Annotated in this window: 19 protein-coding genes and 1 other RNA gene; 10 read left to right on the forward strand and 10 right to left on the reverse strand. The window is 42.5% G+C overall.

The window, feature by feature from the left end:
* The first annotated feature begins 110 nt into the window (after positions 1 to 110).
* Together B2400_RS07150 and rsmG are read left to right on the forward strand one after the other, a co-directional pair.
* A complete protein-coding gene (locus tag B2400_RS07150; RefSeq protein ID WP_149527161.1) occupies positions 111 to 1223 on the forward strand; it encodes a glycosyltransferase in 1113 nt (370 codons plus the stop codon).
* Positions 1224 to 1241: 18 nt separating this feature from the next.
* Positions 1242 to 1877, forward strand: coding sequence for a 16S rRNA (guanine(527)-N(7))-methyltransferase RsmG (rsmG, locus tag B2400_RS07155; protein WP_286651876.1), 636 nt, complete (start codon positions 1242 to 1244; stop codon positions 1875 to 1877).
* Positions 1878 to 2183: 306 nt separating this feature from the next.
* Here the strand turns inward: rsmG and B2400_RS07160 are convergent, their stop codons facing one another.
* Positions 2184 to 2414, reverse strand: a complete 231-nt coding sequence (locus B2400_RS07160) for a hypothetical protein (RefSeq protein ID WP_286651877.1) — start codon at positions 2412 to 2414, stop codon at positions 2184 to 2186.
* Positions 2415 to 2512: 98 nt separating this feature from the next.
* Here B2400_RS07160 and dprA point away from each other — a divergent pair, with 98 nt between their 5' ends.
* The 6 genes from dprA (at position 2513) to B2400_RS07190 (ending at position 8125) form a co-directional block, all read left to right on the forward strand.
* Complete coding sequence (gene dprA, locus B2400_RS07165) at positions 2513 to 3613, forward strand: DNA-processing protein DprA (RefSeq protein ID WP_293932165.1); 1101 nt, start codon at positions 2513 to 2515, stop codon at positions 3611 to 3613.
* Between the two features lie 32 nt (positions 3614 to 3645).
* Positions 3646 to 5187 (forward strand): MFS transporter, encoded by a 1542-nt coding sequence (locus B2400_RS07170; protein WP_149527165.1) that lies wholly within the window; start codon positions 3646 to 3648, stop codon positions 5185 to 5187.
* A 1-nt stretch (position 5188) separates the two neighbouring features.
* Positions 5189 to 5416, forward strand: a complete 228-nt coding sequence (locus B2400_RS07175) for a DUF6814 family protein (protein ID WP_149527166.1) — start codon at positions 5189 to 5191, stop codon at positions 5414 to 5416.
* A gap of 83 nt (positions 5417 to 5499) precedes the next feature.
* Positions 5500 to 5597: signal recognition particle sRNA small type (gene ffs, locus B2400_RS07180), an RNA gene on the forward strand.
* A 97-nt stretch (positions 5598 to 5694) separates the two neighbouring features.
* Positions 5695 to 6537 (forward strand): acetyl-CoA carboxylase, carboxyltransferase subunit beta, encoded by an 843-nt coding sequence (gene accD / locus B2400_RS07185; RefSeq protein WP_149527167.1) that lies wholly within the window; start codon positions 5695 to 5697, stop codon positions 6535 to 6537.
* 196 nt (positions 6538 to 6733) lie between these two features.
* A complete protein-coding gene (locus B2400_RS07190; RefSeq protein ID WP_246172313.1) occupies positions 6734 to 8125 on the forward strand; it encodes a sialate O-acetylesterase in 1392 nt (463 codons plus the stop codon).
* A 261-nt stretch (positions 8126 to 8386) separates the two neighbouring features.
* On the opposite strand, the gene B2400_RS07195 is transcribed toward B2400_RS07190, so the two are convergent.
* Positions 8387 to 8734 carry a hypothetical protein gene (locus B2400_RS07195; protein WP_293932173.1) on the reverse strand — a complete coding sequence of 116 codons (348 nt, stop codon included), beginning with the start codon at positions 8732 to 8734 and terminating at the stop codon, positions 8387 to 8389.
* 103 nt (positions 8735 to 8837) lie between these two features.
* On the opposite strand from B2400_RS07195, the gene B2400_RS07200 reads away from it, so the two are divergent.
* The gene (locus B2400_RS07200; RefSeq protein ID WP_149527169.1) at positions 8838 to 9173 is read left to right on the forward strand and encodes a MerR family transcriptional regulator; all 336 of its coding nucleotides are present in this window, start codon (positions 8838 to 8840) and stop codon (positions 9171 to 9173) included.
* Positions 9174 to 9175: 2 nt separating this feature from the next.
* Here the strand turns inward: B2400_RS07200 and B2400_RS07205 are convergent, their stop codons facing one another.
* From B2400_RS07205 to mutS, 3 genes are read right to left on the reverse strand one after another with little or no spacing between them, the layout of a single operon-like run.
* Positions 9176 to 9670, reverse strand: coding sequence for a metallophosphoesterase family protein (locus B2400_RS07205; RefSeq protein WP_149527170.1), 495 nt, complete (start codon positions 9668 to 9670; stop codon positions 9176 to 9178).
* Positions 9671 to 9672: 2 nt separating this feature from the next.
* Complete coding sequence (locus B2400_RS07210; protein ID WP_293932175.1) at positions 9673 to 10380, reverse strand: tRNA1(Val) (adenine(37)-N6)-methyltransferase; 708 nt, start codon at positions 10378 to 10380, stop codon at positions 9673 to 9675.
* Between the two features lie 11 nt (positions 10381 to 10391).
* Positions 10392 to 12968 (reverse strand): DNA mismatch repair protein MutS, encoded by a 2577-nt coding sequence (mutS, locus tag B2400_RS07215; protein ID WP_293932177.1) that lies wholly within the window; start codon positions 12966 to 12968, stop codon positions 10392 to 10394.
* 301 nt (positions 12969 to 13269) lie between these two features.
* On the opposite strand from mutS, the gene mtgA reads away from it, so the two are divergent.
* The gene (mtgA, locus tag B2400_RS07220) at positions 13270 to 14013 is read left to right on the forward strand and encodes a monofunctional biosynthetic peptidoglycan transglycosylase (protein WP_149527173.1); all 744 of its coding nucleotides are present in this window, start codon (positions 13270 to 13272) and stop codon (positions 14011 to 14013) included.
* 21 nt (positions 14014 to 14034) lie between these two features.
* Here mtgA and B2400_RS07225 read toward each other — a convergent pair whose 3' ends face one another.
* From B2400_RS07225 to B2400_RS07245, 5 genes are all read right to left on the reverse strand, one after another.
* On the reverse strand, positions 14035 to 15075 hold the full coding sequence (locus B2400_RS07225; RefSeq protein ID WP_286651881.1) for an isoaspartyl peptidase/L-asparaginase family protein: 1041 nt from the start codon (positions 15073 to 15075) through the stop codon (positions 14035 to 14037).
* A 687-nt stretch (positions 15076 to 15762) separates the two neighbouring features.
* Complete coding sequence (locus B2400_RS07230) at positions 15763 to 17097, reverse strand: DUF5125 domain-containing protein (protein WP_293932179.1); 1335 nt, start codon at positions 17095 to 17097, stop codon at positions 15763 to 15765.
* Positions 17094 to 18584 carry a glycoside hydrolase family 30 protein gene (locus B2400_RS07235; RefSeq protein WP_149527176.1) on the reverse strand — a complete coding sequence of 497 codons (1491 nt, stop codon included), beginning with the start codon at positions 18582 to 18584 and terminating at the stop codon, positions 17094 to 17096. Before B2400_RS07235 ends, B2400_RS07230 begins: the two co-directional genes overlap by 4 nt.
* Before the next feature lie 11 nt (positions 18585 to 18595).
* Positions 18596 to 20119 carry a RagB/SusD family nutrient uptake outer membrane protein gene (locus B2400_RS07240; RefSeq protein ID WP_223110831.1) on the reverse strand — a complete coding sequence of 508 codons (1524 nt, stop codon included), beginning with the start codon at positions 20117 to 20119 and terminating at the stop codon, positions 18596 to 18598.
* Positions 20120 to 20134: 15 nt separating this feature from the next.
* Entirely contained in the window at positions 20135 to 23110 is a 2976-nt protein-coding gene (locus tag B2400_RS07245; protein WP_293932182.1) for a SusC/RagA family TonB-linked outer membrane protein, read from the reverse strand.
* Positions 23111 to 23183: the final 73 nt, after the last annotated feature.

Genomic DNA, 23183 nt, shown 5'->3' on the forward strand with positions numbered 1-23183 from the left:
CATTTGCCTCATTTAATTCGCATTTATTAACATACAGTCGACAGAATTGCACGGATATACCGTATCTTTGCCCCAATTCTATGGACACCGAACTGTACATAAACATCATAATGAGCTACTTTCCTTTCGGAATTTTAGCAATCCTTCTATTATTTCAGTTATACTTCATTCTATTTGTCTACAGCAAATTAGCTCGGTATACTGTAAAATCTTATCAAGAGCAAGAAGAATATCCGGCCGTATCGGTCATCATCTGTGCGCATAATGAGCAAGAGAATCTCAAAGAATATCTACCCAGCATTCTGGAGCAAGATTATCCTGATTTTGAGGTCATCGTAGTGAATGATTGCTCTGAAGATGACACCAAATGGGTATTAAAGGATTTATGTGAACAATATCCGCAATTGCGGGTCGTAGAGATCAAAGAACATGTGCAATTGAAACACAGCAAGAAGTTTGCTCTGACGATAGGAATCAAAGGTGCTAAACATGAAACTTTACTCATGTGTGATGCAGATTGCCAGCCGAACAGTCCCAATTGGATAAAAGAGATGGCAGGCGCCTTCAAGAATAAGAAAGAAGTCGTATTGGGCTATTCACCATACTTTAAACATAAAGGTTTCCTGAATAAACTCATTCGTTTTGAAACCACGCATACAGCAATGAGCTATCTTTCTTATGCCTTGAAAAAGGATGCCTATATGGGCGTAGGAAGGAACTTAGCGTATTTGAAAGCTTTATTTTTCAAAGGCAAGGGCTTCAATGCACATATGCATATCAAGTCTGGCGACGATGATTTGTTTGTCAACCAGAATGCGACGAAATCCAACGTAGAAATTGCCATACACCCGGACGCGCATATTTATTCTGCGCCGAAATTAACATGGAAAAGCTATTACAAGCAGAAAGCTAGACACGCAGGCGCGTCGGTACTTTACAAGGGAAGGCATAAGCGTATGCTGGCGACCCAACTGATTACTGCGCTTTTGTTTTATATTGCTCTATTTGTGTGTCTTGCTGTATTTCCGAGTTTATGGTATATCAGTCTAAGTGCATACCTACTTCGTCTGATCTGCCAGTTCCTCGTATTCTATCCTATCTACAAGAAACTAGCCGTATTAGACATCTTGATATGGCTCCCAATACTTGATATATATTATTATTTTTACATATGTTTCAACGGCCTGTTCAATCGTTCAAAGCAACAGGTAAGTTGGAAATAATAACCAAATTGAAATAACGTGAATCCAACAGTCGACATAATCTATCAGCATTTTCCAAACCTTACTGAAACTCAAAAAGAACAATTCGCTAAGCTCGCGGAAGTATACCCATTCTGGAATGATCAAATCAATGTTGTTTCCAGAAAAGATATTGAAAGCTTATATCTAAAGCATGTACTGCATTCACTAGGTATAGCCAAGTTTGTCACTGAATTTACCCCTGGAACGCGCATTCTAGATGTGGGTACAGGCGGAGGCTTCCCAGGGATTCCTTTAGCTATCATGTTTCCGCATGTGCAGTTTCACTTAGTCGATTCGATAGGTAAGAAAATAAAGGTTGTACGTGGCGTGGCTGAAGCTATCGGGTTAACCAATGTGGAAGCTGACCATATGCGCGCTGAACAAATCGATTATAAATATGATTTCGTGGTTTCCAGAGCAGTTACAAGACTTGCTGAGTTTATACCTTGGATCAGAAATAAATTCGAAAAACAGGATAAGAATGGTATTCCGAACGGAATATTATATCTAAAAGGTGGAGACTTGAAAGAAGAGATCAAAGAAGCCAGAGTAAAGGCAGAATTACACCCACTATCTACATATTTTAAAGACGAGTTCTTTGATACAAAGTATGTAGTCTATGTTCCAATGTAAGTTGTTTTAAAACTTCTGATTTTCACAAAGTATAATAAAAGTTTTTTCTTAAAAATTACTTAACGTCTTTTTGTTCAAATTTAAATATGAAGGAAAAGACGTTTGAGATACCTTTAGATATAAACTTAGATATTGTACGAAATGAAAATTAATAAATCCAAGCATAATCAAAATAAGACTCCGCAGCTATTGTCAGGAATCTATATTGAAAAGAAACTTGATTTAATCAAAGACGTTTCCCATAGATCAGGTGTTCCAGAAAGAACAATGGAATTAATAAAAAGCTGCAAGATTGAGCTCAAAAAACTACCCTAAATTTTTGCTAATCGCTGTTCCGATCAGATTAATCTCCTCGTCCATACCAAACATCGGCAATCCTGTCTCTGGGTTTAGCTTCAACCAAGTGGTGTCAGTATCCTTAATAATCTGCACATACTCTTTCCCATCTTTAAAAACCGTATAAGTGTCTTTCTCATCCGGAAAAACCGAGTAAGTAATCTCTCCTACTTCAACATCAAAGGGCTCTTGTAACTCCATAATCAACTATTTAATCCAAAACAAAGTTAACTATAAAATTCAATAAGAGGCTTGCAGAAGGGAACCTGATTAATTATCTTTAACGGAACTAACCGTTTATGAGTGCAATAGAAAAGATTGCTTTGACCAAAATTAAGGGCATAGGCCCTAAATATAGCCGACTATTGTTGGCTTATTTCGGCAATGTAGCAGACCTTTTCGCAAGCTCAACCCAAGAACTTAAATCTATTCCCGGACTTAGTAGTTCTATCATTCAACAAATCCAGTCGAAGGCATGTTTTCAAGAGGCCGAGGAAGAACTTCATCACATTGAAAAACACGGCATTGATTTACTTTGGTTAGAAGACAAAGCCTATCCGCAACGCTTAAGACACTGTGATGATGCCCCGCTCGTGATCTACAGCTATGGAAATGCAGATTACAACAACCAGAAAGTAATCAGCATCGTCGGAACTAGAAATGCCACACACTATGGAAAGCGCATCATAGACGAACTATTAGAGGGTATTAGAGATCTCGATGTTCTGGTCGTAAGCGGACTAGCGATGGGTGTTGATGTCATGGCACATCTAGGCATTGTACAACGCAATATTAGCAATATAGCGGTACTTGGACATGGCTTAAGTCGAATCTACCCCGCACATCACCGCGATGTTTCCCGTGAAATCATCAATAACGGCGCCTTACTAACCGAATTTACCTTCAATACTATTCCCGACAAAAACAACTTCCCCATGCGCAATCGCATTATTGCGGGCATGGCGGATGTGACGGTCGTAGTGGAAGCAGGAGAAAAAGGTGGAGCCCTAATCACTGCAGGCTTGGCAAACGACTACAATCGTGATGTCTGTGCTTATCCGGGAGCCGTAGATCAATTGTATTCCGCAGGATGCAACCTGCTCATCAAAAATAACCAGGCACACCTTATACGAAATAGTCTGGACCTGCTCGATTTAATGCAATGGCATGATATCGACAATGGCAAGAAGGAAAAAGGCATACAGCTTTCTTTAATGCCCGACCTCTCCGACGATCAACGTATCGTTCATGAGTTTCTACGCGAAAGCGATGAAGCAAGTGTCGATGAGATTGGCTTCCACAGCGACTGGCCGCAAAGCAAACTCGCAATCGTGCTACTCGAAATGGAAATGGCCGGACACATCGTCGCTCTCCCCGGAAAAGTCTACAAAAACAACTAACAACGAATAATACCTAATAAACCTAAACTAAAATGCAAGAACAAGTAAGTAAGAAAGGAATCTGGAAAGTCATCGGCGCCTCCTCCTTAGGAACACTCATCGAGTGGTATGACTTTTTCATTTTCGGAAGTTTATCCATCGTCATCTCGACGAAGTTTTTCCCATCAGACAACCCCACAGCAGCGTTCTTATCCACGCTCGCTACCTTTGCCGCCGGATTTGTCGTGCGACCATTTGGTGCACTATTCTTTGGTAGGCTCGGCGATATGATCGGACGTAAATATACCTTTATGGTTACTTTGGTGCTCATGGGCGGTGCCACCTTCCTCATCGGATGTATCCCCAGCTACGACAGCATAGGCTACTTTGCACCCGCCATTGTACTCGTTCTGAGACTATTACAAGGGCTCGCACTAGGCGGAGAGTATGGAGGGGCAGCAACCTATGTTGCAGAGCATGCTCCTAAAGGTGAAAGGGGCTATTGGACCTCATGGATACAAACAACCGCCACTTTCGGACTCTTTATATCCCTCGTCGTAATTCTGGTTACTCGCGCATTCCTTAGTGAGGAGCAGTTTGACACCTGGGGATGGCGTGTTCCATTTTTACTATCCATCCTGATGGTTTATGTGTCTTACCTGATCCGGAAAAACATGGATGAATCTCCCGAATTCCAAAAAGCGAAATCAGAAGGTAAAACATCCAAAAACCCGCTTCAAGAAAGCTTTGGTAACAAATACAACCTTAAATTCGTATTACTCGCTCTATTTGGTGCAGCGATGGGCCAAGGTGTCGTATGGTACACCGGCCAATTCTACTCCATGAGCTATATGAAGACAGTCATGAACTTGGATTCTGACCAAGCAGATATGATACTGGGCATTGCGCTTCTGTTTGCTACACCTTTCTTTGTCGTCTTTGGTAAGCTTTCTGACCGTGTAGGTCGAAAATGGGTCATGCTAACAGGAATGTTGCTCGCCGTCTTGACCTATCGTCCTATTTATGAAGCCATGTATCAGGTCACCAATCTGCAAAACAAAACAGAACTTGCCGCACCGACAAAGTCAGAGCCAGTTGAAGTACCGACGGAAGGAGGATACGATAAAACAACAACAAGCGTAACGACCTATAGCGATGGAACCGTATTAAAATCAACCGAAATAGCGCACTTCTTCGAGGATGGCGTGGAGCGCAAAAACAGCGAAGGCGTCAATACGGTTGTTAAAAACACAGTCCACATCGAAGGGGCAAATTATTTCTATCTGATATTCCTGATCTTTATCCAAGTTATCTACATCACTTTGGTGTATGGACCAATTGCCGCCTTTTTGGTGGAAATATTCCCGGTAAAAATCCGCTATACCTCGATGTCTTTGCCATACCATATCGGAAACGGAATATTTGGTGGCCTGTTGCCGGCGGTTTCAACCTACTTAGCGAGCAACGCCAAACTATCAAATAACCCAACGTTCTATTTAGAAGGCTTGTGGTATCCGATCATAATATCGGCAGTCTGCTTTATTATTGGAGCATTGTATATTAACAAAAACATGGTAGCTAAAGATCTTGATTAACATGGAAGCACTAAAAAAACTATTAGGAATCGTTTGGATCGTCCTTGCAATTCTAACCGCATATTTCTGTATCGCCAAATTTGGTATCCCTAAAATTGTATCCGGACATCAAGAAGATGTTGTTTTCGGCATTATTATTCTGTTTATCCTGACACCGATTATATCCTGTGGCTTGGGAATATTTGGATATTATGCCCTCAAAGGCGAGTATCATAACGATAAAATGTAATTTTTCCTGACTGACAGTCAGCAGGATAAGTCGGCATTGCAAATATGTTTTCGGAAACATTAAAAATTTGTTAATTTTGCCGTGGGTAAGTCCTTTACGACCAGCTCCCATTGACTCCCCCAGGTTGGGAACAAAGCAAGGGTATTTGGTTGAGCGGTGCGATAAAGGGGGCTTACCCATTTTTTATTTATTACCTACCCACACCATCCTTCATTTCGATTTCACCCTCTACATATTAGATATTTTTTGTTTATTTGTAATCCGATTAACAATAGTCTATGAGTTGGTTTAAACGAAACAAAGCAGGAATTCATACTGCTACAGAAAACAAAAAAGAGGCTCCTGATGGCATGTGGAACAAATGTCCCAATTGCAAAAAGCCCCTTTTAAACGTTGAGCAGGTAGAAAACAAGTTTGTCTGCCATTACTGCGATTACCATATCCGTATAGGTTCTACCGCCTATTTCTCTATATTATTTGACAACAACGAGTACACAGAGCTTTTCCCTAATCTTAAAGCTGGTGACCCTTTAAACTTCGTCGATTCAAAACCTTACAAAGACCGTCTTGTTGAAAGCCAAGCGAAAACAGGACTTAACGACGCTTTGCGCTCTGCTGTAGGTAAATTAGACGGACAAGAGATTGTTGTTGCTTGTATGGACTTCTCCTTCATCGGGGGGTCTATGGGATCTGTAGTAGGTGAGAAAATAGCACGCTCTATTGATTATTGTATCGAGCATAAATTACCGTTTATGTTGATTTCGAAATCAGGTGGCGCACGTATGATGGAAGCCGCATTCTCATTGATGCAAATGGCGAAAACATCAGCAAAACTAGCTTTATTAGCGCAGGCTAAACTTCCTTACATCTGTTTATTAACAGACCCAACAACAGGAGGTGTAACCGCATCATACGCCATGTTAGGTGATATCAATATCGCAGAACCTGGCGCATTAATCGGTTTCGCAGGACCACGCGTCATCAAAGAAACCATCAAAAAAGATCTTCCAAAAGGATTCCAAACTTCAGAGTTCGTATTAGAGCACGGATTCTTAGACTTTATTGTTGACAGAAGACAATTGAAAGAAAAAGTATCTACCTTCTTGAAGCTAGTCAAATAAGCAAGAAGCATAAAATATTACAAAGCCGTCTATTCAGACGGCTTTGTTGTTTTAGAAGCTTTTCCTGCACGCCACTTTCCCACACATTGAATCAACTGATTTCCCAATAGCCGTGACCTTAAGAATATCCTGATAGCACAGGATGGCTAATCCCTAACTTTTCTTACTTTTATAACTTAAACCTATATCAAACCCAATGAAACTAAAATCACTAACGCTAGGCTTCATTGCCAGCATTGCCATGTTGCAAACTGCTGTAGCACAACTTCGCTTACCACATTTCCTATCCGACCACATGGTTCTTCAACGTAATACAGAAATCAATTTCTGGGGATGGGGAGGTGCGAATCGACCTGTTAAAGTCATCGGATCATGGTTTAAAGATACTGTATCGACTAAAGTAGATTACAACGGCAAATGGACGGTTAAACTTCCAGCAGGGCAAGCTGGCGGACCATACCAAGTAAAAATAATCTCGAATAATGAGACCATCAGCCTTAACGATATTCTATTGGGTGATGTATTCCTATGTTCAGGACAATCTAATATGGAATGGGGCGGGAATCAAAACCTCAAAGAAATCATGGACGAGCTGCCGACGGCCAATAATCCCAATATCCGTTTATTACAAGTAAGCCGCATCGCAGCAAATTATCCGCAAGAGGATATCAACAATAGCTGGACTACCCTGAGCGCTGAAACATTGAAACCTTTCTCCGCTATCGGATACTTTATCGCCAAGGAACTAAATAAGGAATTAAATGTCCCAATTGGTGTCATCAATGCCAGCTGGGGTGGAACGGGTGCTGAAGTATGGACGCCAAACCACCTGATCGTCAATGACCCTTTTCTACTGAAATATGCGAAAATGCAGGATGTAAACCCCTATCGTCCGCACGAAGGTGGCGTTTTATGGAACAGCATGATCCATCCTTATGCCGGATACAACCTGACTGCAGCGTATTGGTACCAGGGCGAAAGTAACGTCGGGTACTACCCTAGCTATGACAAACTTATGAAAGCTTTAGTAACCGCCTGGAGAAATGCATGGAACAACGACTTCCCTTTCTACTTTGTTCAGATCGCACCATACGCATACAATAGTAAGGGTGAACCAAAAGGTGCACTATTGCGCGAACTGCAATCAAAAACTGCCCTCGAACTCCAAAAAACTGGAATGGTTGTCATCACGGACTTAGTCGACGATGTCAAGAACATTCACCCCAACCAAAAGAAAGAGGTTGCAAAACGCCTATCTGATATGACATTAGCAGAAGTCTACGACAAACCCATCAAAAACTATAAATCACCGATATACAAATCCCACGAAATCAAAGGGAATCAAATCGAGGTATCCTTCTACTACGCCGAAGGCGGTCTTAAATCCAAGGGTGATATCACCGAACTGGAAATCGCCGGCGCCGACAATAAATATTACCCCGCAAAGGGAACCATTAAAGGCGATAAGCTGATTGTACAATCCAAAGAAGTGAAAAACCCAGTGTCTGTCAAGTTCGGATTCTCCGAGACAGCTATGCCAAATTTGTTTAACAGCAGAGGATTGCCGGTTTCGCCGTTTAGGTTTTAGATTTTAGATTAGATATAAGATTAAAGACATTAGATTTAAGACAGTAGAAGGGTGTCAATATTTGAAGGAGTAGTTTGTTTTGAAAGGAAGGATAGTTTGTTTTTAACCAGGAAAAAAAGGATATAAGGATTAGCAGGATCCTGTCAATCTTTGCATCCTTCCTTTCCTGGTTCAAGACAATCCCCCCTTGCCCCCTCCTTTCCTGTAAAAAAAATAAACCATACCGGAAAAGTCTAAAATCTAATGTCTATTCTCTAATATCTAGTGCCAATATGCCAAAAACCCAAATCGCTTCCTTTTCTTCAGGTAGTTCATATCGTGCTGATTGCTATAAGCCTCACGTTCAAAGGAGATATGGAAATACGCAGTATTAAAGTCTCGATGTTGAATATAGCGATATAAGAACTCGCTGAGATACCAGATATAGAAAGGGATGACGAGCAGCTCGAGGGCTTGGATAATATGTATCCTTTCGTGGTTTATAAGGATTTTATCCGCTTTATCGATACGATAGCGCAGAAAGATGAAGGGGAATATCGTAATGGCCTGTGCTTTTCCGAAGGAAAAAAAACGAGTCCAAAAGCTGCTGACAATCACCTTACCTTTCATGCTGTTAAATTTACAAAATAGGTACCAACTTTATAAAAGGCTCGCTTTTTTTGATTTTCAAAACTAGGTTGTATATTTGTTAATATCATCAACGCGGAAACACATGCCTTATAAAGATCGAGAAATTAATAAATTGTATTATACAATGGGAGAGGTAACCGAAATGTTCGGTGTTAATGCTTCACAAATCCGATTCTATGAGCGTGAGTTCGATATCCTACAACCTAAGAAGAACAAAAAAGGAAATCGCCTGTTCACGCAGAATGATATCTCTAATCTCAAGATCATCTTTAACTTAGTAAAAGATAAAGGGTACACCCTTCAAGGTGCGCGCGACTTCTTACGTAGCAACAAGAACGAAGCGAAAGAAAACCAACGTGTGGTAGATTCCCTAGAAAAACTAAAGAGTTTCTTAATTGAAGTCCGCGATAGCTTATAGGTCTAATAACGCGGATTCAGCTCAATCACTTCCAAATTTTCAATCTTATCGCCATTAATGTCAAAGCGCATCAGTGTTCTGACTTGATGCCAGCCTTGTTTCCCGGCAGCACCCGGATTGAGATGCAATAAACCTAGTTTCTGATCAAATTGAACCTTCAGAATATGGGAATGTCCGCATATAAAAAGCTTGGGCGGGTTTTTCTTGATCTCCTCACGAACCAAAGGCGAATATTTCCCTGGATAACCACCGATATGCGTCATCCAAACATCAACACCCTCACAGTGGAAGCGCAAGTTTTCTGGATATTCTAGTCGAATAGCCTTATCGTCTATATTACCAAATACGCCACGCAAGGGCTTAAAATCACGCAGTTGTTCAATGACCTCCATACTTCCGAAATCACCAGCATGCCAAATCTCATCGCAATGCTCAAAGTAGGTAAATACCGCTTGGTCCAAGTAGCTATGTGTATCCGATATCAGTCCTATCTTCATTTCTAAAAAGCTAAAAAGAAGGGTTTTAATAATTGTCTATAGGCATCTGAATGCTCGCCCCGATTCCTGTAGATCACAAAATCTTCCGATGAAATTTCTATTATCTGCGTTTTCGCGAAGCTTAAGATTAAGCGAATGGGCTCTGCGTCGTCGAATGAACGTATTTTAAGCTCCTCTAGCAAATGTAAACCCTGAGTTGCTGCCATGCTGACCAGAAAGTCTTTAAGCTCCACAGGAACGATTATCTGCAGTTTCCCAGTACTCTTTAAATGTAATGCGACGAAGCGTAATAAACCTTCGAAGAACGCAACATCCGTATGTTTGGCCGTTTTACGTCTAGCATCGGGGTTGTGCAGGGAATTGATGTAAAAAGGTGGATTCGAAACAATCAGGTCGTAATTAATTGAGGGATTCCAAAGGAAAATATCGGAGTTTACCAATTCTAAACGATCTACGAATGGAGATGCCGTAAAATTCACTTTGGCGGTATGCGCGGCTAGTTCATCGATCTCTACCCCGGTAACCGTAGCGTCTTCAAAGCGCTGTGCCAACATTAAAGCAATCACACCGGTCCCCGTTCCAATATCCAAAATATGCTGTGGGGAATCTGCAGACGCATAAGCGCCCAGAATCACGCCATCCGTATTGATGCGCATGGGGCAATCCTGTTGATCTACCGCAAACTGCTTAAATTGGAAAATACTTCCCATCGATCGATTCCTTAATTCTTCAGCAAGCGCTGAATCTCATCCAACTTCATCAACGCTTCTACCGGTGTCAGGGTGTTGACATCAAGATTGTTCAGCATATCACGAATCTTCTCCAATACTGGATCATCTATCGCAAACATCTGCAGCTGATACGCCTGCTTCTGAATCTTCCGCATGCTATCCTTGATTTTCTCTCCACCGGTACGCTCCTGCTCCAAACGTTTCAAAATCTCACTCGCACGTCCGATAAGCTTTGGCGGCATACCAGCTAACTTGGCTACGTGGATACCGAAGCTATGCTCCGATCCGCCAGGAACCAACTTACGCAGGAAGATGACCTTATTGTTCACTTCCTTCACGCTGACGTTGTAATTCTTGATACGAGGCATGGAGTTACAAAGCTCATTTAGCTCATGATAATGCGTTGCGAATAAGGTTTTTGCGCGCGCCGCAGGATGCGAATGTAAATATTCTGCAATAGCCCATGCAATGGAGATACCATCGTAAGTACTTGTGCCACGACCAATCTCATCCAATAAGATCAGACTACGATCCGAAAGATTGTTCATGATGCTCGCTGTCTCGTTCATTTCCACCATAAAGGTCGACTCGCCCGAGGACAGGTTGTCAGAAGCACCCACGCGGGTGAAGATTTTATCCACTACCCCTAGCTCTGCTTCTTTGGCAGGCACGAACGATCCAATTTGAGCCATCAGCACAATTAATCCCGTTTGTCTCAACAAGGCAGACTTACCCGCCATGTTCGGACCGGTGATAATGATGATCTGTTGTGTCTCCGGATCCAGGTAGGTATCGTTAGTAATGTAATCCTCACCAATAGGCAGGTTCTTCTCAATAACGGGATGTCTACCGCCCTTAATATCCAAGGCTTTGCTATTATTGACTTCCGGTTTCACGTAGAAATTCTTCTCCGCGATGGTCGCGAAATTCAATAACACATCCAGTTTCGCAATCAATTGCGCATTCAGTTGAATCGGCTTGATATACTCCGCAATTGAAATTAATAGTTCGCGGTATAATCTATTTTCTATTTGCTGAATCTTCTCTTCAGCTCCTAGAATCTGTTCTTCATATTCTTTAAGTTCCTCGGTAATGTATCGCTCCGCATTCACTAAAGTCTGCTTTCTGATCCAACCCTCAGGAACCTTGTCTTTATGTGTATTCGTAACTTCTAAATAATAGCCAAATACATTATTGAAGGCAATTTTCAACGATGGAATGCCCGTCGCTTCCGATTCGCGCTTTTGGATCTCCAAGAGATAATCCTTACCTCCAAAAGCCACCTTACGCAATTTATCTAAGTCCGCATCAACGCCATCAGCAATTACATTACCCTTGTTCAGCGCTACAGGAGGTTCGGCTTGTATGGTCGACTCAATCTTCTCACGTATCAAAACGCAAGGATTCAATTGCTCCGAGATAATGCGTAAAGACTCCGATGCCGGTACATCGCATAATGTCTTTAATTTCTCTACCGCGTACAGGGCCCGCTTCAACTGGCTTATCTCACGTGGGTTTGCTTTCTGCAAGCCTATCTTACTGATCAGACGTTCTAAATCGCCGACCTGCTTGATCTCGCCGATCAATTGCTCGCGCAATTCGCGGTGCTTATGGAAATATTCAACCACCTGCAGACGCTCGTTGATCGACTTTACATCTTTCAGCGGCATCACGATCCAGCGTTTCAGCAAACGCGCCCCCATCGGTGAGGAGGTCTCATCTAAAACGTCCGAAAGCGTAGTTGCATTTTCATTCTGCGAGCCGATCAACTCCAGATTCCGAATCGTAAAGCGATCCAGCCACATATACCGATCCTCCTCGATCCGCGAGATGTTCGATATATGCTGTAGATTACGGTGCTCCGTTTCATTCAAGTAATGTAGGGCTACACCCGCAGCGATGATACCAACTGGCAGTCGATCTATACCAAAGCCTTTCATCGAATTGACTTCGAAATGCTTCAACAAGCATTCCGTTGCATAGTCACCTGTATAAGGCCATTCGTCTAGCGTATAGGTATAATAGGAAGAGCCAAAATGCTCCACAAATTCTTTATATTGTTTTTTCGGAAGAATAATTTCCGTTGGTTTAAAACCTTGAAGCAATTTATCGATATAGCCAAAACTGCCCTGTGCAACCAGATAGTCACCCGTTGAAATATCCAAAAAAGAGATGCCAATGCTCTGCTTATCGATAAACAGGGATGCCAAATAGTTATTCGATTTCTGTTGAACGATATTCTCGTTGTAGGAGACCCCTGGCGTCACCAATTCTGTCACCCCACGCTTCACAATTGTCTTGGTCTGCTTAGGATCCTCCAATTGATCACAAATGGCAACCCGCTGTCCTGCACGCACCAACTTCGGCAAATAGGTCTCCAATGAGTGATGCGGAAATCCCGCCAAAGCAGTCTCCGATTCCGAGCCATTCCCACGCTTCGTTAAAACGATTCCTAATATTTTGGCCGCCTTCATCGCATCCTCTCCAAATGTCTCGTAAAAATCGCCCACTCTAAACAACAATAACGCGCCAGGATACTTCGCCTTAATCGTGTTATATTGCTGCATTAAAGGGGTTTGCTTCTTTTCTTTTGCCAAGGTAGTCTCTTTATTTATCTAAGCTGTAAAAATAGGAGAATTGTGCCGATTTGCCAAAGATTTTAGAGCTGACATTAGATATGAGATTTTAGATGTGAGACATTAGAGGTAAGACTTTAGAATCTAGATTTTACAACTTTGCAGGATTGAGAGTCGTGGGATGTAGATGGAGAGGTGAGCGGCGCAGAGCAGTTCAAAAATGCGGGAAGATTATTGTTTATGACATGGAAATTAAAAAATACCTAGTAGCTTTGCATCAAAATTAGTGCAGATGGCTATTAAGCGTGCTACGAATACAAACAAGAGAAAGCAAAACAAACCAAAATCCAATTCCTCTTTATCCAAGAAGACCCTGAGTTGGGTTCTCAAGGGGATATTAGCTTTTTTTGCAATTACCATACTCTGGGTGATTGCCTTACGCTTTATTAATCCACCAATTACATATTTAATGCTTCAACGCGGTTTTGAACGTAAGGAAGCCGGTAAGGAATGGAAGATTGACAGGAAATGGCTCGCCTATGAAGATATGTCGGATAACCTGAAGCGCGCAGCAATCGCTGGCGAGGATGCGCATTTCATGACGCACAATGGTTTTGACACCGATGCGATAAAAAAGGCTTTTGAAAGAAATCAGGAAGGCAAGAAATTGCGTGGTGGAAGCACCATCAGCCAGCAGACGGCGAAGAACGTATTCCTTTGGCCGGAGCGCTCCTGGCTGCGGAAGGGTTTGGAGACATACTTTACTGGCTTGATTGAGTTATTTTGGAGCAAGAAGCGGATATTGGAGGTGTACTTAAATGTTATCGAGATGGGGCAAGGCGTTTATGGCGCTGAGGCTGCCGCACAATACTACTTCCACAAATCGGGCAAAAGCTTAACGAAAAAGGAAGCAGCGCTTATCATTGCCATTTTGCCAAGTCCACAAAAGTGGGATGCAAGAAGACCATCGGCCTATATCAATCGAAGAGCCAATAGCATTGTTCGCTATATCAATTATTATAAAATCCCTGAGTAAGCAGCTCAGGGATTTCTTTTTCTATTTATAGATCTCTACACTTATCTTTCCATCTTCGGTCACCGTTCCGCGGTACATGCCTTCGGTATTGAATGGCATGGCCACCTGACCTTTATTATCCAAGGCGATCAAACCTCCATCGCCACCCATCTTACCTATACGATCGATGACCTGCTGCGAAGCATCCTTCAAGGAAGCTTTCCCATATTTCATTCGGGCAGCAACATCATAGGCAGCATTTGCACGAATGAAGAACTCACCCCAGCCGGTACATGACACCGCAACACTGTTATTATCAGCATAGGTGCCCGCTCCAATAATCGGAGAATCACCTATGCGCCCAAATTTCTTGTTCGTCATCCCGCCGGTAGAGGTTGCAGCGGCTAGATTACCTTGTTTATCTAATGCGACAGCGCCCACAGTTCCAAATTTCTCATCCTTTACGAATGGAGCAATCGATGTTTGCGGATTTGAATGATCTAATTCCGTCTTTTCTGCATCGCGTTTCAAGATATTCTGCAAAGCATCATAACGTGATTTTGTCCAGAAATACGAAGGATCGACGATGGTCAGGCCCCCACGCTTGGCAAACTCCTCAGCCCCTGCTCCCATCATCATCACGTGTTCTGATTTTTCCATCACAGCACGAGCTGCCGATATCGGATTCTTAATTGTTGTAACCCCCGCAACAGCACCGGCCTTCAACGTTGCTCCTTCCATAATCGATGCATCCATTTCATTCTTCCCCTGATTGGTAAATACAGCACCCTTCCCTGCATTGAACAAAGGGGAATCTTCCATCACATGTACCGTGGCTTCCACGGCGTCTAAACTCGATTTACCCGCCGCCAATTGTTTATATCCGGTCTCCAAAGCCTGCGTCAAAACCGCTATATAGGCCTTTTCAAGCGAATCGGTCATATTTTTCTTCAAGATGGTTCCAGCACCACCATGGATGACCAAAATATATTTCGTGGGTGCTTTTTTCTGTGCAAAACTAGAGGAAGACAGCGTCATAATGCCTAAAATTAAAATCGCCATAACGGCTGAACGTATTTTCATGTGAGGTTTATTTAAGTCCAAATTAGCAGTTTTTTAATATAAATGCGAATAAATAGAAACAGCGACCTAAAAAGAGTCAAAACCTTTTATCGCCCAATATAAACCCAAATCAAAGCCCTTTCAGAAGGGTTCTGAATTGGTTATGTATTGGGAGAGCAATGGGTTTACGAGGGAATTGAGTAATAGTTGGTTTATTAGATATTAGAGGTTAGATATAAGACATTAGACTCGTCTTGAACCAGGAAAGGAAGGATGCAAGGATGGGCAGGATCATGTTGAAAGAAAAAATGGGGTTCGTTTCTGAACCAGGAAAGGAAGGATAAAAGGGTTGTCAGGATCAGATATTTGTGGGATGATGGTGTAAAAAATGTACGTATCAGGAGCCCTTTAGTGAAAGGGCTCTACGCGGTTCGTCATAATTACCACCTATATAGTCCAAAACTGTATAGAAGCCTACAGGACGCCAATGCGTAGAGACGTTTCACTAAACGTCTTCAAAATGAATAGAACGCTGCCCTTCCCATCACCCAACGCCATACACGATCCTGCCAACCCTTGCATCCTTCCTTTCCTGGTTCAAAACAAACGTCTAAATACTAAATACTTACTACTAACCACTACAAAAAAAAGCTGCCCTTTCGGACAGCTTCTTGGTTGGAGAATTAACCCCCGTAGTTTAATATATTACTATTGTTGTTTGTTTACAGTTAACACAGCTTTGTTGTTGCCTTGCGATAGATCGACTTCCAATACATAGGTTGCTCCTGCTTCTAATTGCTTGCCATTGACAATACCTAAGTTCCCAGGGTCGCGTCCATTGCTTCCATTTCCAACGAAGATAATATCGCTCGTCGTAGAAATATCCGCGTCTTTAAATTCTCCGCCCCATCCTTTTTGATGGAAGAATTTAAAGTTGATCGAGTTCGCTCTGATCGACGTTCCGGCAACCACTGTTACGCGATATTTCTTGCCGCCGATCGGTGCTAAGCAAAGTGCTTTATCGGTGTTCCAGCCCACTTCATTGCTCGCCACACTCGGTTTACCAATACCTTCACCAATAATCCAGATTGCTCCTGTACTATCAGCATTCAACGAAGCCAGATTACTTCCATTCATCGCTTCGACGATAAAGTACTTCTTCTTCAGATCTGCGGTGATGCGGTATCTTCCTTTGATGGCGTTGAATAAGAACTTATCACCGTCTTTACGTAAGAAATCGCTGTCAACCCACCAAGTGTCTAAGCCCTGAAGACCTTCGAAAACCAGCTCCTGATCTTTGTCCATATCCATATCGATGCTATAAACATCTTCTGCAACCATCGTCATATCCTCGCCGTTCAATTTGTAAGCAACAAATGGACTTGCTTGATAAGTCATGGTATTGAAGCTGATCGGGTATACGCCCTCAATGATATTCGAGAATGGAATATTAGCCGTCACTCCTTGGGTTATGGCTTCGCCATCCCAACCAAATTGTACGGCGTTGCCGTTCGCCCCAAAGGCAGGTGCTTCGATATATCCGTTCACTTTAGTAGCGAAATTATCAGATACCTCATACTGATTCGCTGCTTTACGCAACATTTTATAGGTTTTACCTTCAACAATTAAGTTCAAGAAAGGGAAATCCGGTCGGGTCAAAGGTAAATCAGCAAGCGCTTCTGTTTTTGTAAGCTCCACGTTCTGCACAGTAAAACGTAAGGTCGCTGTACCGTTTGCAACATTCTTTAAGAATGGAACAAATAGTTTCCCTTGGTATTCTCCGTATTCTTTGGTGCGGATTGTCTGGCTCGCGACAACATCCTCACTGTATAAAAGCTCGACTTTTAAGGTCGATAAATCGACCCCTTGATCCGCGACCTTCACTTTATAGCTAATGCTATCCGCAAAGAATGCAGCATTCGGTTTAGTAACAATCTCAATGGTTGGACTACCACCCCCAGTAGGCACAATGAACTCTTCTTTACATCCTACAAGGATCGAAAAGAGCATCAATAAATAGGAATAATTGATTAATTTTCTCATGGCTTCCAAGTATAAGATACAACAGAACTTGCAGGTGCTTCATAGCTGAAATGGTTCTTACCATCATTCAAGGTTACGCGACTTGCCTCGCCTGTGTCATTCAGCAATACAAAGGCATAACTGCCATCAGTGTTTTTGAACGCTGAGTATACTAGGCCATTAGCCGAATATCCCTCTGTTCCTATTCTAACCGCCCCCGGTTTAACAACTGATGACAGATGCCCTATGATATAGTAGTGTGAATTTTTGCGTATAGTTTTGTAGTCATGCTTGCTGATATCAACAGCGCCATAACAAGTCTGGCAACCGCCTTCGCGATTAGGCCCTTTATCGGTATCAAGCATCAAGTTCCAAACGATTACGCCTTTAGCCCAGTTATTCACTGTGCCTAAAGCAACCTCGCGCATATCCTCTGTCAGACGTTTCGCCAAGTTGTTGCCATCATTCCAAGTACCGATTGACGTTTCTGTAAAGATCAATTCCTTGTTTGGCGCTTTATCGTGGATATCCAATAGTTCTTTTTTATCGCCACCATAGTTGTGGTAAGCCGCTCCCGCAAAGAATGCTGCTGCTACCGCATCTTCATAGATCTTAACCGGATAATCCTGCTGATCGGCCATATCATCATAGTTGTAGTTATGGTCGAATGCATAGATTTTCGTTGTCAATCCTGCCGCCTTTAATTTCGGGCCCAGGGAAGTTTTTACAAAAGCAAGTTGCTCTGGCCAGAACATGACCATTGAAGCGGAGTTCTTATGATTCAAAGGCTCGTTCTGAGGCGTAATCGAATAAATTTTGATACCCTCTGCTGCCATCGCTTGAATCCATTTTACGAAGTATGTACCATAATCTTGATAATATTTCGGATTTAAGTGTCCGCCGGTCCATGATTCATAAGGCGCAAGGTCAGCCAGGTTATTCACCTTCATCCACAATGGAGCTGTCCATGGAGAACCCATGATCTTTAAGCTCGGGTTGATCGCTAAAATTTCTTTTAATACCGGGATTACATATTTTAACTCCTCCTCCTGCAATGCGAAATTCGCGATGCCTGGTTTATCATTCAAGGTGTACTCGCTCAAGGAGAAATCCGAACAACCAATTGCTATACGAATATAACTTTGTCCCATGCCCTCTGTTGGAGAGAAGGTCTCTGTTAAGAACTTCGTACGATCTGCCGCCGTCATTTTCAGGAGGTTGTACGCTGTTGAACCCGTAATCGCCGAGCCAAATCCATCCATCGTTTGGAACTTCGTTCCCTCGACTAATTTGATTGTCTTCGGCGACATATTCGATGTTTTGCTGAAGTCCACAAATGTTTTTTGGAAATCATGGCTTAGCGATGCCGTTGTTGTATAAATTTTTACATCCCCCGATTGTGGGCCTGTTGGCGGCTCTGGCGTAACATTGATGGCATCATTGCCACAAGCGGTCAACACTGAGCTATATATAGTTCCGAATAATAATAGTTTCTTGATATTAAGCATAATTCACAATTTTAATAACCTGGGTTTTGATTGATTTTAGGGTTCTGATCGATAATCGCCTGTGGAATAGGCATCTTATACGAGTTTTCATTGAAAGGGTAGATCTGTGGTTTACGTCCTGAATCTTTCGCAAAAACACTGTTCATCACAGATTCTACTTTGTCTAAGCGTACCAAATCATACCAGCGCTGCCCCTCAAATGCCAATTCTAAACGTCTTTCTTTCAATAGCGCTTCTAACATCGCGTCTTTGCTTCCACGGACGCTGCTGGTCAGCTTAGGAAGTTTAACACGAGCTCTTACCTTATCGATAATTTCCGCCGCCGCTGCTAGGTTAGCCGTATTTCCCATAATTAGGGCCTCCGCTTTTAGCAAGAGAATATCCGCATAACGGTATTTAATGATATTGCTGAATGCAGAACGCGTTTTGTACATAAATGGGTAATTGCTCGATGGATAGTAGTTGCTCCAGCTAGTCTGATAATAGACGATAGACTCGCTATAGCGGATCTGATCGTTCTCAGTTTGGAAAGCTTTGATCAAGTCGCGGGACGGAGTTACCCATTTTGCCCAGGTAAAATTGCTATCCCAGTTTGATAAATCGCGTCCGAACATCCAAGTCACCCAGTTTCCATTACCCTGTGAGTAGTGCGCTTCTAAGATTGCCTCTCTTGTGTTGCGTTTCTTAGGATCTGCAGAACCTTCTACAACGCCAAATAAATCCGTGTAGTCGGCTTCCAAATCGAAACCATCAGCCGCAAGATCATCTGCATATTGAATTACTTTGCTGTAATCACGTACAGGCTTCTCGGCATACACTTTCGCAAGGATCGCTTTCGCAACTGATTTCGAAAGCTTTGTTTTATCGCTGCTATTATTTGATGGCGCGTAAGGAATCGCTTCGGTCAAGTCTTTCACGATTTGCTCGTAGGCTTCTTTCTCTGTTTTTTGTTCCGGGAAGTAGTCATCATAAACTTCTTCCAATGTTTCCTCTGTAATATCGCCACCTACGGTTGTTGTTACTGGGATATTACCCCATAACCTTACCATATCGAACATGATCATCGCGCGGAATATCTTTGCCTCAGCCTTATATTGGTTGCGAAGCGTTGTTGTTAATGACTGATCGGTTACCGAGTCGATATTCACGATCAATACATTCGCCCGACCAATATCCTCCATAAATCTTCTCCAATCACGCTCGATAACGGAATTAGAACCCTCGATGCCATTATTCTCAAAGGGAACGACCTCTGCCCCTGTTGTACCTGCGTAAGCATTATCAGAGTGAGCTTCAGCAATCAGTAACTGATCCATATACCAGTGTTCTTGTCTATCCCGCAATTGGTTATAGATAGTGGTCATCTGGTTATCCACCGCAGCCTTATCTTTGAATACGACTGTTTTTCCTTCCTCATTGATGCCTTCGGTTACATCAGAGAAATCTCCCAAGGGATCTTTATCCAATGAACAGCTAGCCATGAAGCCTACTGCACCTAGCATTAACAATATATATTTGAAATTTCTTTTCATCATTACCAAGTTTAAATCTTAAAACTCCATGCTTAAACCCACAACAAAAGATTTGCTCTGCGGATAAGTTCCCCAGTCAATACCTTGGATTGCGCCGCTATTTCCCCATTGATTTACCTCAGGATCGAATCCTTTGTATTTCGTTAGGGTGAATAAATTGGTCGCCGATACGAAAGGCTGCAATTTGTTGATGCCTGCTCTATTCAATACCTCAGATTTGATATTGTAAGAAAGTGATACGTTTTTCAAACGTAGGTAACTACCATCTTCCACGAAATAAGTAGAGTTCAACATATTGAAATTCGCTTTTGGCACTTCTGTAATCTGTCCAGGCACTCTCCAACGTTGTAAAACCGCTGTTGTTTGATTCTTGCCATCATACATACCTTCCGTTTCCATACGGGAGGCATTGAAGATATCATTGCCCTGAGAACCTTGGATAAATAAACTTAAGTTGAACCCTTTGTAAGATAAGTCGTTCGTTAAACCATAAGTAAACTTCGGATTAGGATCTCCGATGAAAGTACGATCGGATACCGAAAGTCGACCATCGTTGTTTAAATCACGATACTTGAGCTCTCCAGTTTCCGGATCAACGCCATCACTGATATATCCATAGAAATTACTCATGGAGCGTCCCGGTGTATTACGAACAACATTGGCATTGACAACATCTGATGTTCTTGCTGCATCATAAATCTGTTGGAAATCTAGATGCTCAAGTCTGTTTTTATTAAATGAGATGTTAAAGTTGGTATTCCATTTAAAATCGCCAACCAGATTCTTGCTATTCACATTGACCTCAAAACCACGGTTGCTCATCTCTGCTTCGTTACGACGGATCGTATTAGCAAAAGATTGACCTTCGGGAAGGCTGATATAAGTCAACATGTCAGTAGTGTACTTGTAATAGTAATCCATGTTCACTGTCAGACGTTGTTGGAAAGCTGTGAAGTCTAAACCTATGTTGGTTTGTGTCGTGGTCTCCCAAGTTAAGTCGCGTGTTCTTAAGTTCGCCGGACTGATAGTCGCCAAAGCATTTTGTTGGTTCTCTAGCCACCATTCGATACGACGGATATTGTATTGCATCAAGTAGGAATAATCACCGATTCCAGACTGATTACCGGTTTTACCCCATCCTCCGCGGATTTTTAAGTCGTTGATCCAAGATACATCCTGCATAAACTCTTCAGATGACAAGCGCCATGCTGCCGAGAAAGAAGGGAAATATTTCCATCTATTTTCCGGGCTTAACTTTGAAGAGCCATCACCACGGAAGTTCGCTGTCACAAGGTATTTACCGTCGTAGTTGTAAGACAGGCGGCTAAAGTAAGACATGGTTGCCCAATCTGATGCGCCAGACCCTGTATTGTCCCAGATGATCTTGTTAGCAGCGTTTAACGTTTGGATGATATCATCACGGAAGTGTGACGCGTTGATATAGCTATTGGTATAGTCTGAACTTACCCAAGAGCTACCAACCATGGCTTCTAGGTTATGTAAGTTGAATGACTTGTTATACGTCAATACATTATCGAAAGTCAACACGGTATTCATATTGCGGCCGTCGAATGCTAAACCACGGTTCTCTCTACCCCATGCTGTAGAATATGGATCTAAGAACTGCGTATTCAAGCCATTTCTTCTATCTAGGGCGAAAGATGTTCTGAACTGCAATTCCGGCATAAACTTCACCACAGCACTACCAGCAGCTAATAAACGGTTCTCGCGGTCGCGGTTATTCTTGCTTCTAGCCATATTTTCTAATGGGCTCGTGATATTATTGATACCGTAGAATTCGTTGAAATAGCGATTAGGTTCATAAGGATCCCAAATCGGCGCGTAAGTTGGCGTGTTGATCACTGATAATACCGTACCGCCACGGTTAGAACCTAAACCTTCTGACACACCATTGCGGTTATTATCAGTATAAGAGAAGTTTGCATTGACTGTTAACCATTTACGAATATCGTTTTCAATGTTCGCGCGGAAACTATAGCGTCTGAAGAAAGCGGTATTCAAGATCCCTTTCTCATTCAGATAGCCTCCTGATAGGAAATATTTCAGCTTTTCAGTACCATCAGAAACGGAAACTTGATAGTTCTGGGTTACGCCTTTGCGGAAGGCTTCATTAAACCAGTCTGTTTGATCCGTAAGGTTTACAGGAAGATCAACTAAGCCGATCTCGTCCATCAACTCTTTATATTGTGCCGTATTCAACGGATCGATCTTACTGGTGATTCTATTTTGGGTCGTTTGCAGATTCAGTCCAATTTTCGCGTCTCCAACGCGACCTTTTTTTGTCGTGATTAGTACCACGCCATTAGCTCCCATCGAACCGTAAATAGCCGCAGAAGATGCGTCTTTAAGGATCTGCATATCAGCAATGTCGGTTGGTGCTAAGAAGTCAATATTATCAACGGGCACTCCATCAACAACATAGGTTGGGTTGTTATTACCGTTAAAAGAAGTTGTACCGCGAATACGGATTGCTGTCCCGCCTCCGGGAGCACCACTCGGTTGAGTGACTGTAACCCCTGCCGCACGACCTTGGATAGCTTGTGCAGCATTGACGATCGGGCGCTCGTTGATATCTTCTAAAGATACCGAGGCAATTGCGGTCGTGACATCCTTACGTTTTACTGAGCCATAACCAATTACGACTACATCTTCCAACGCATTCGTTGAGGCTGTCATACTGATTGTCATGTCTTCAGATTGTGCGATGACTTCCTTATTGTCGTACCCTAAATAGGATACGCGAAGTCTTGCGTTGTTCGGTACGCCTGTCAATGTGAATCGTCCTTCACCATCTGATGAAGATCTGATTTCCCCTCCAATGACAGCAACCGTTGCCCCAGCGATAGGCTCCTGGGTTGTTGCATCTATTACTCGACCTTGAATCGTATTGCTAGCCTGACCGAAAGCCAAGGAACCTAGCACGGTAAACAAGAACAGGAATAGACCAAATGTTACTTTTGTAAAAAGCCTCATAGGATTTATAATTGTTTGTTGATTTAAAATAACTTAGGTAGAGTCTCCTCTTAGACAAAAGTAGAGAGCAACT

The organism is Sphingobacterium sp. UBA6645 (assembly GCF_002455685.1).
Classification (GTDB): Bacteria; Bacteroidota; Bacteroidia; order Sphingobacteriales; family Sphingobacteriaceae; genus Sphingobacterium; species Sphingobacterium hotanense.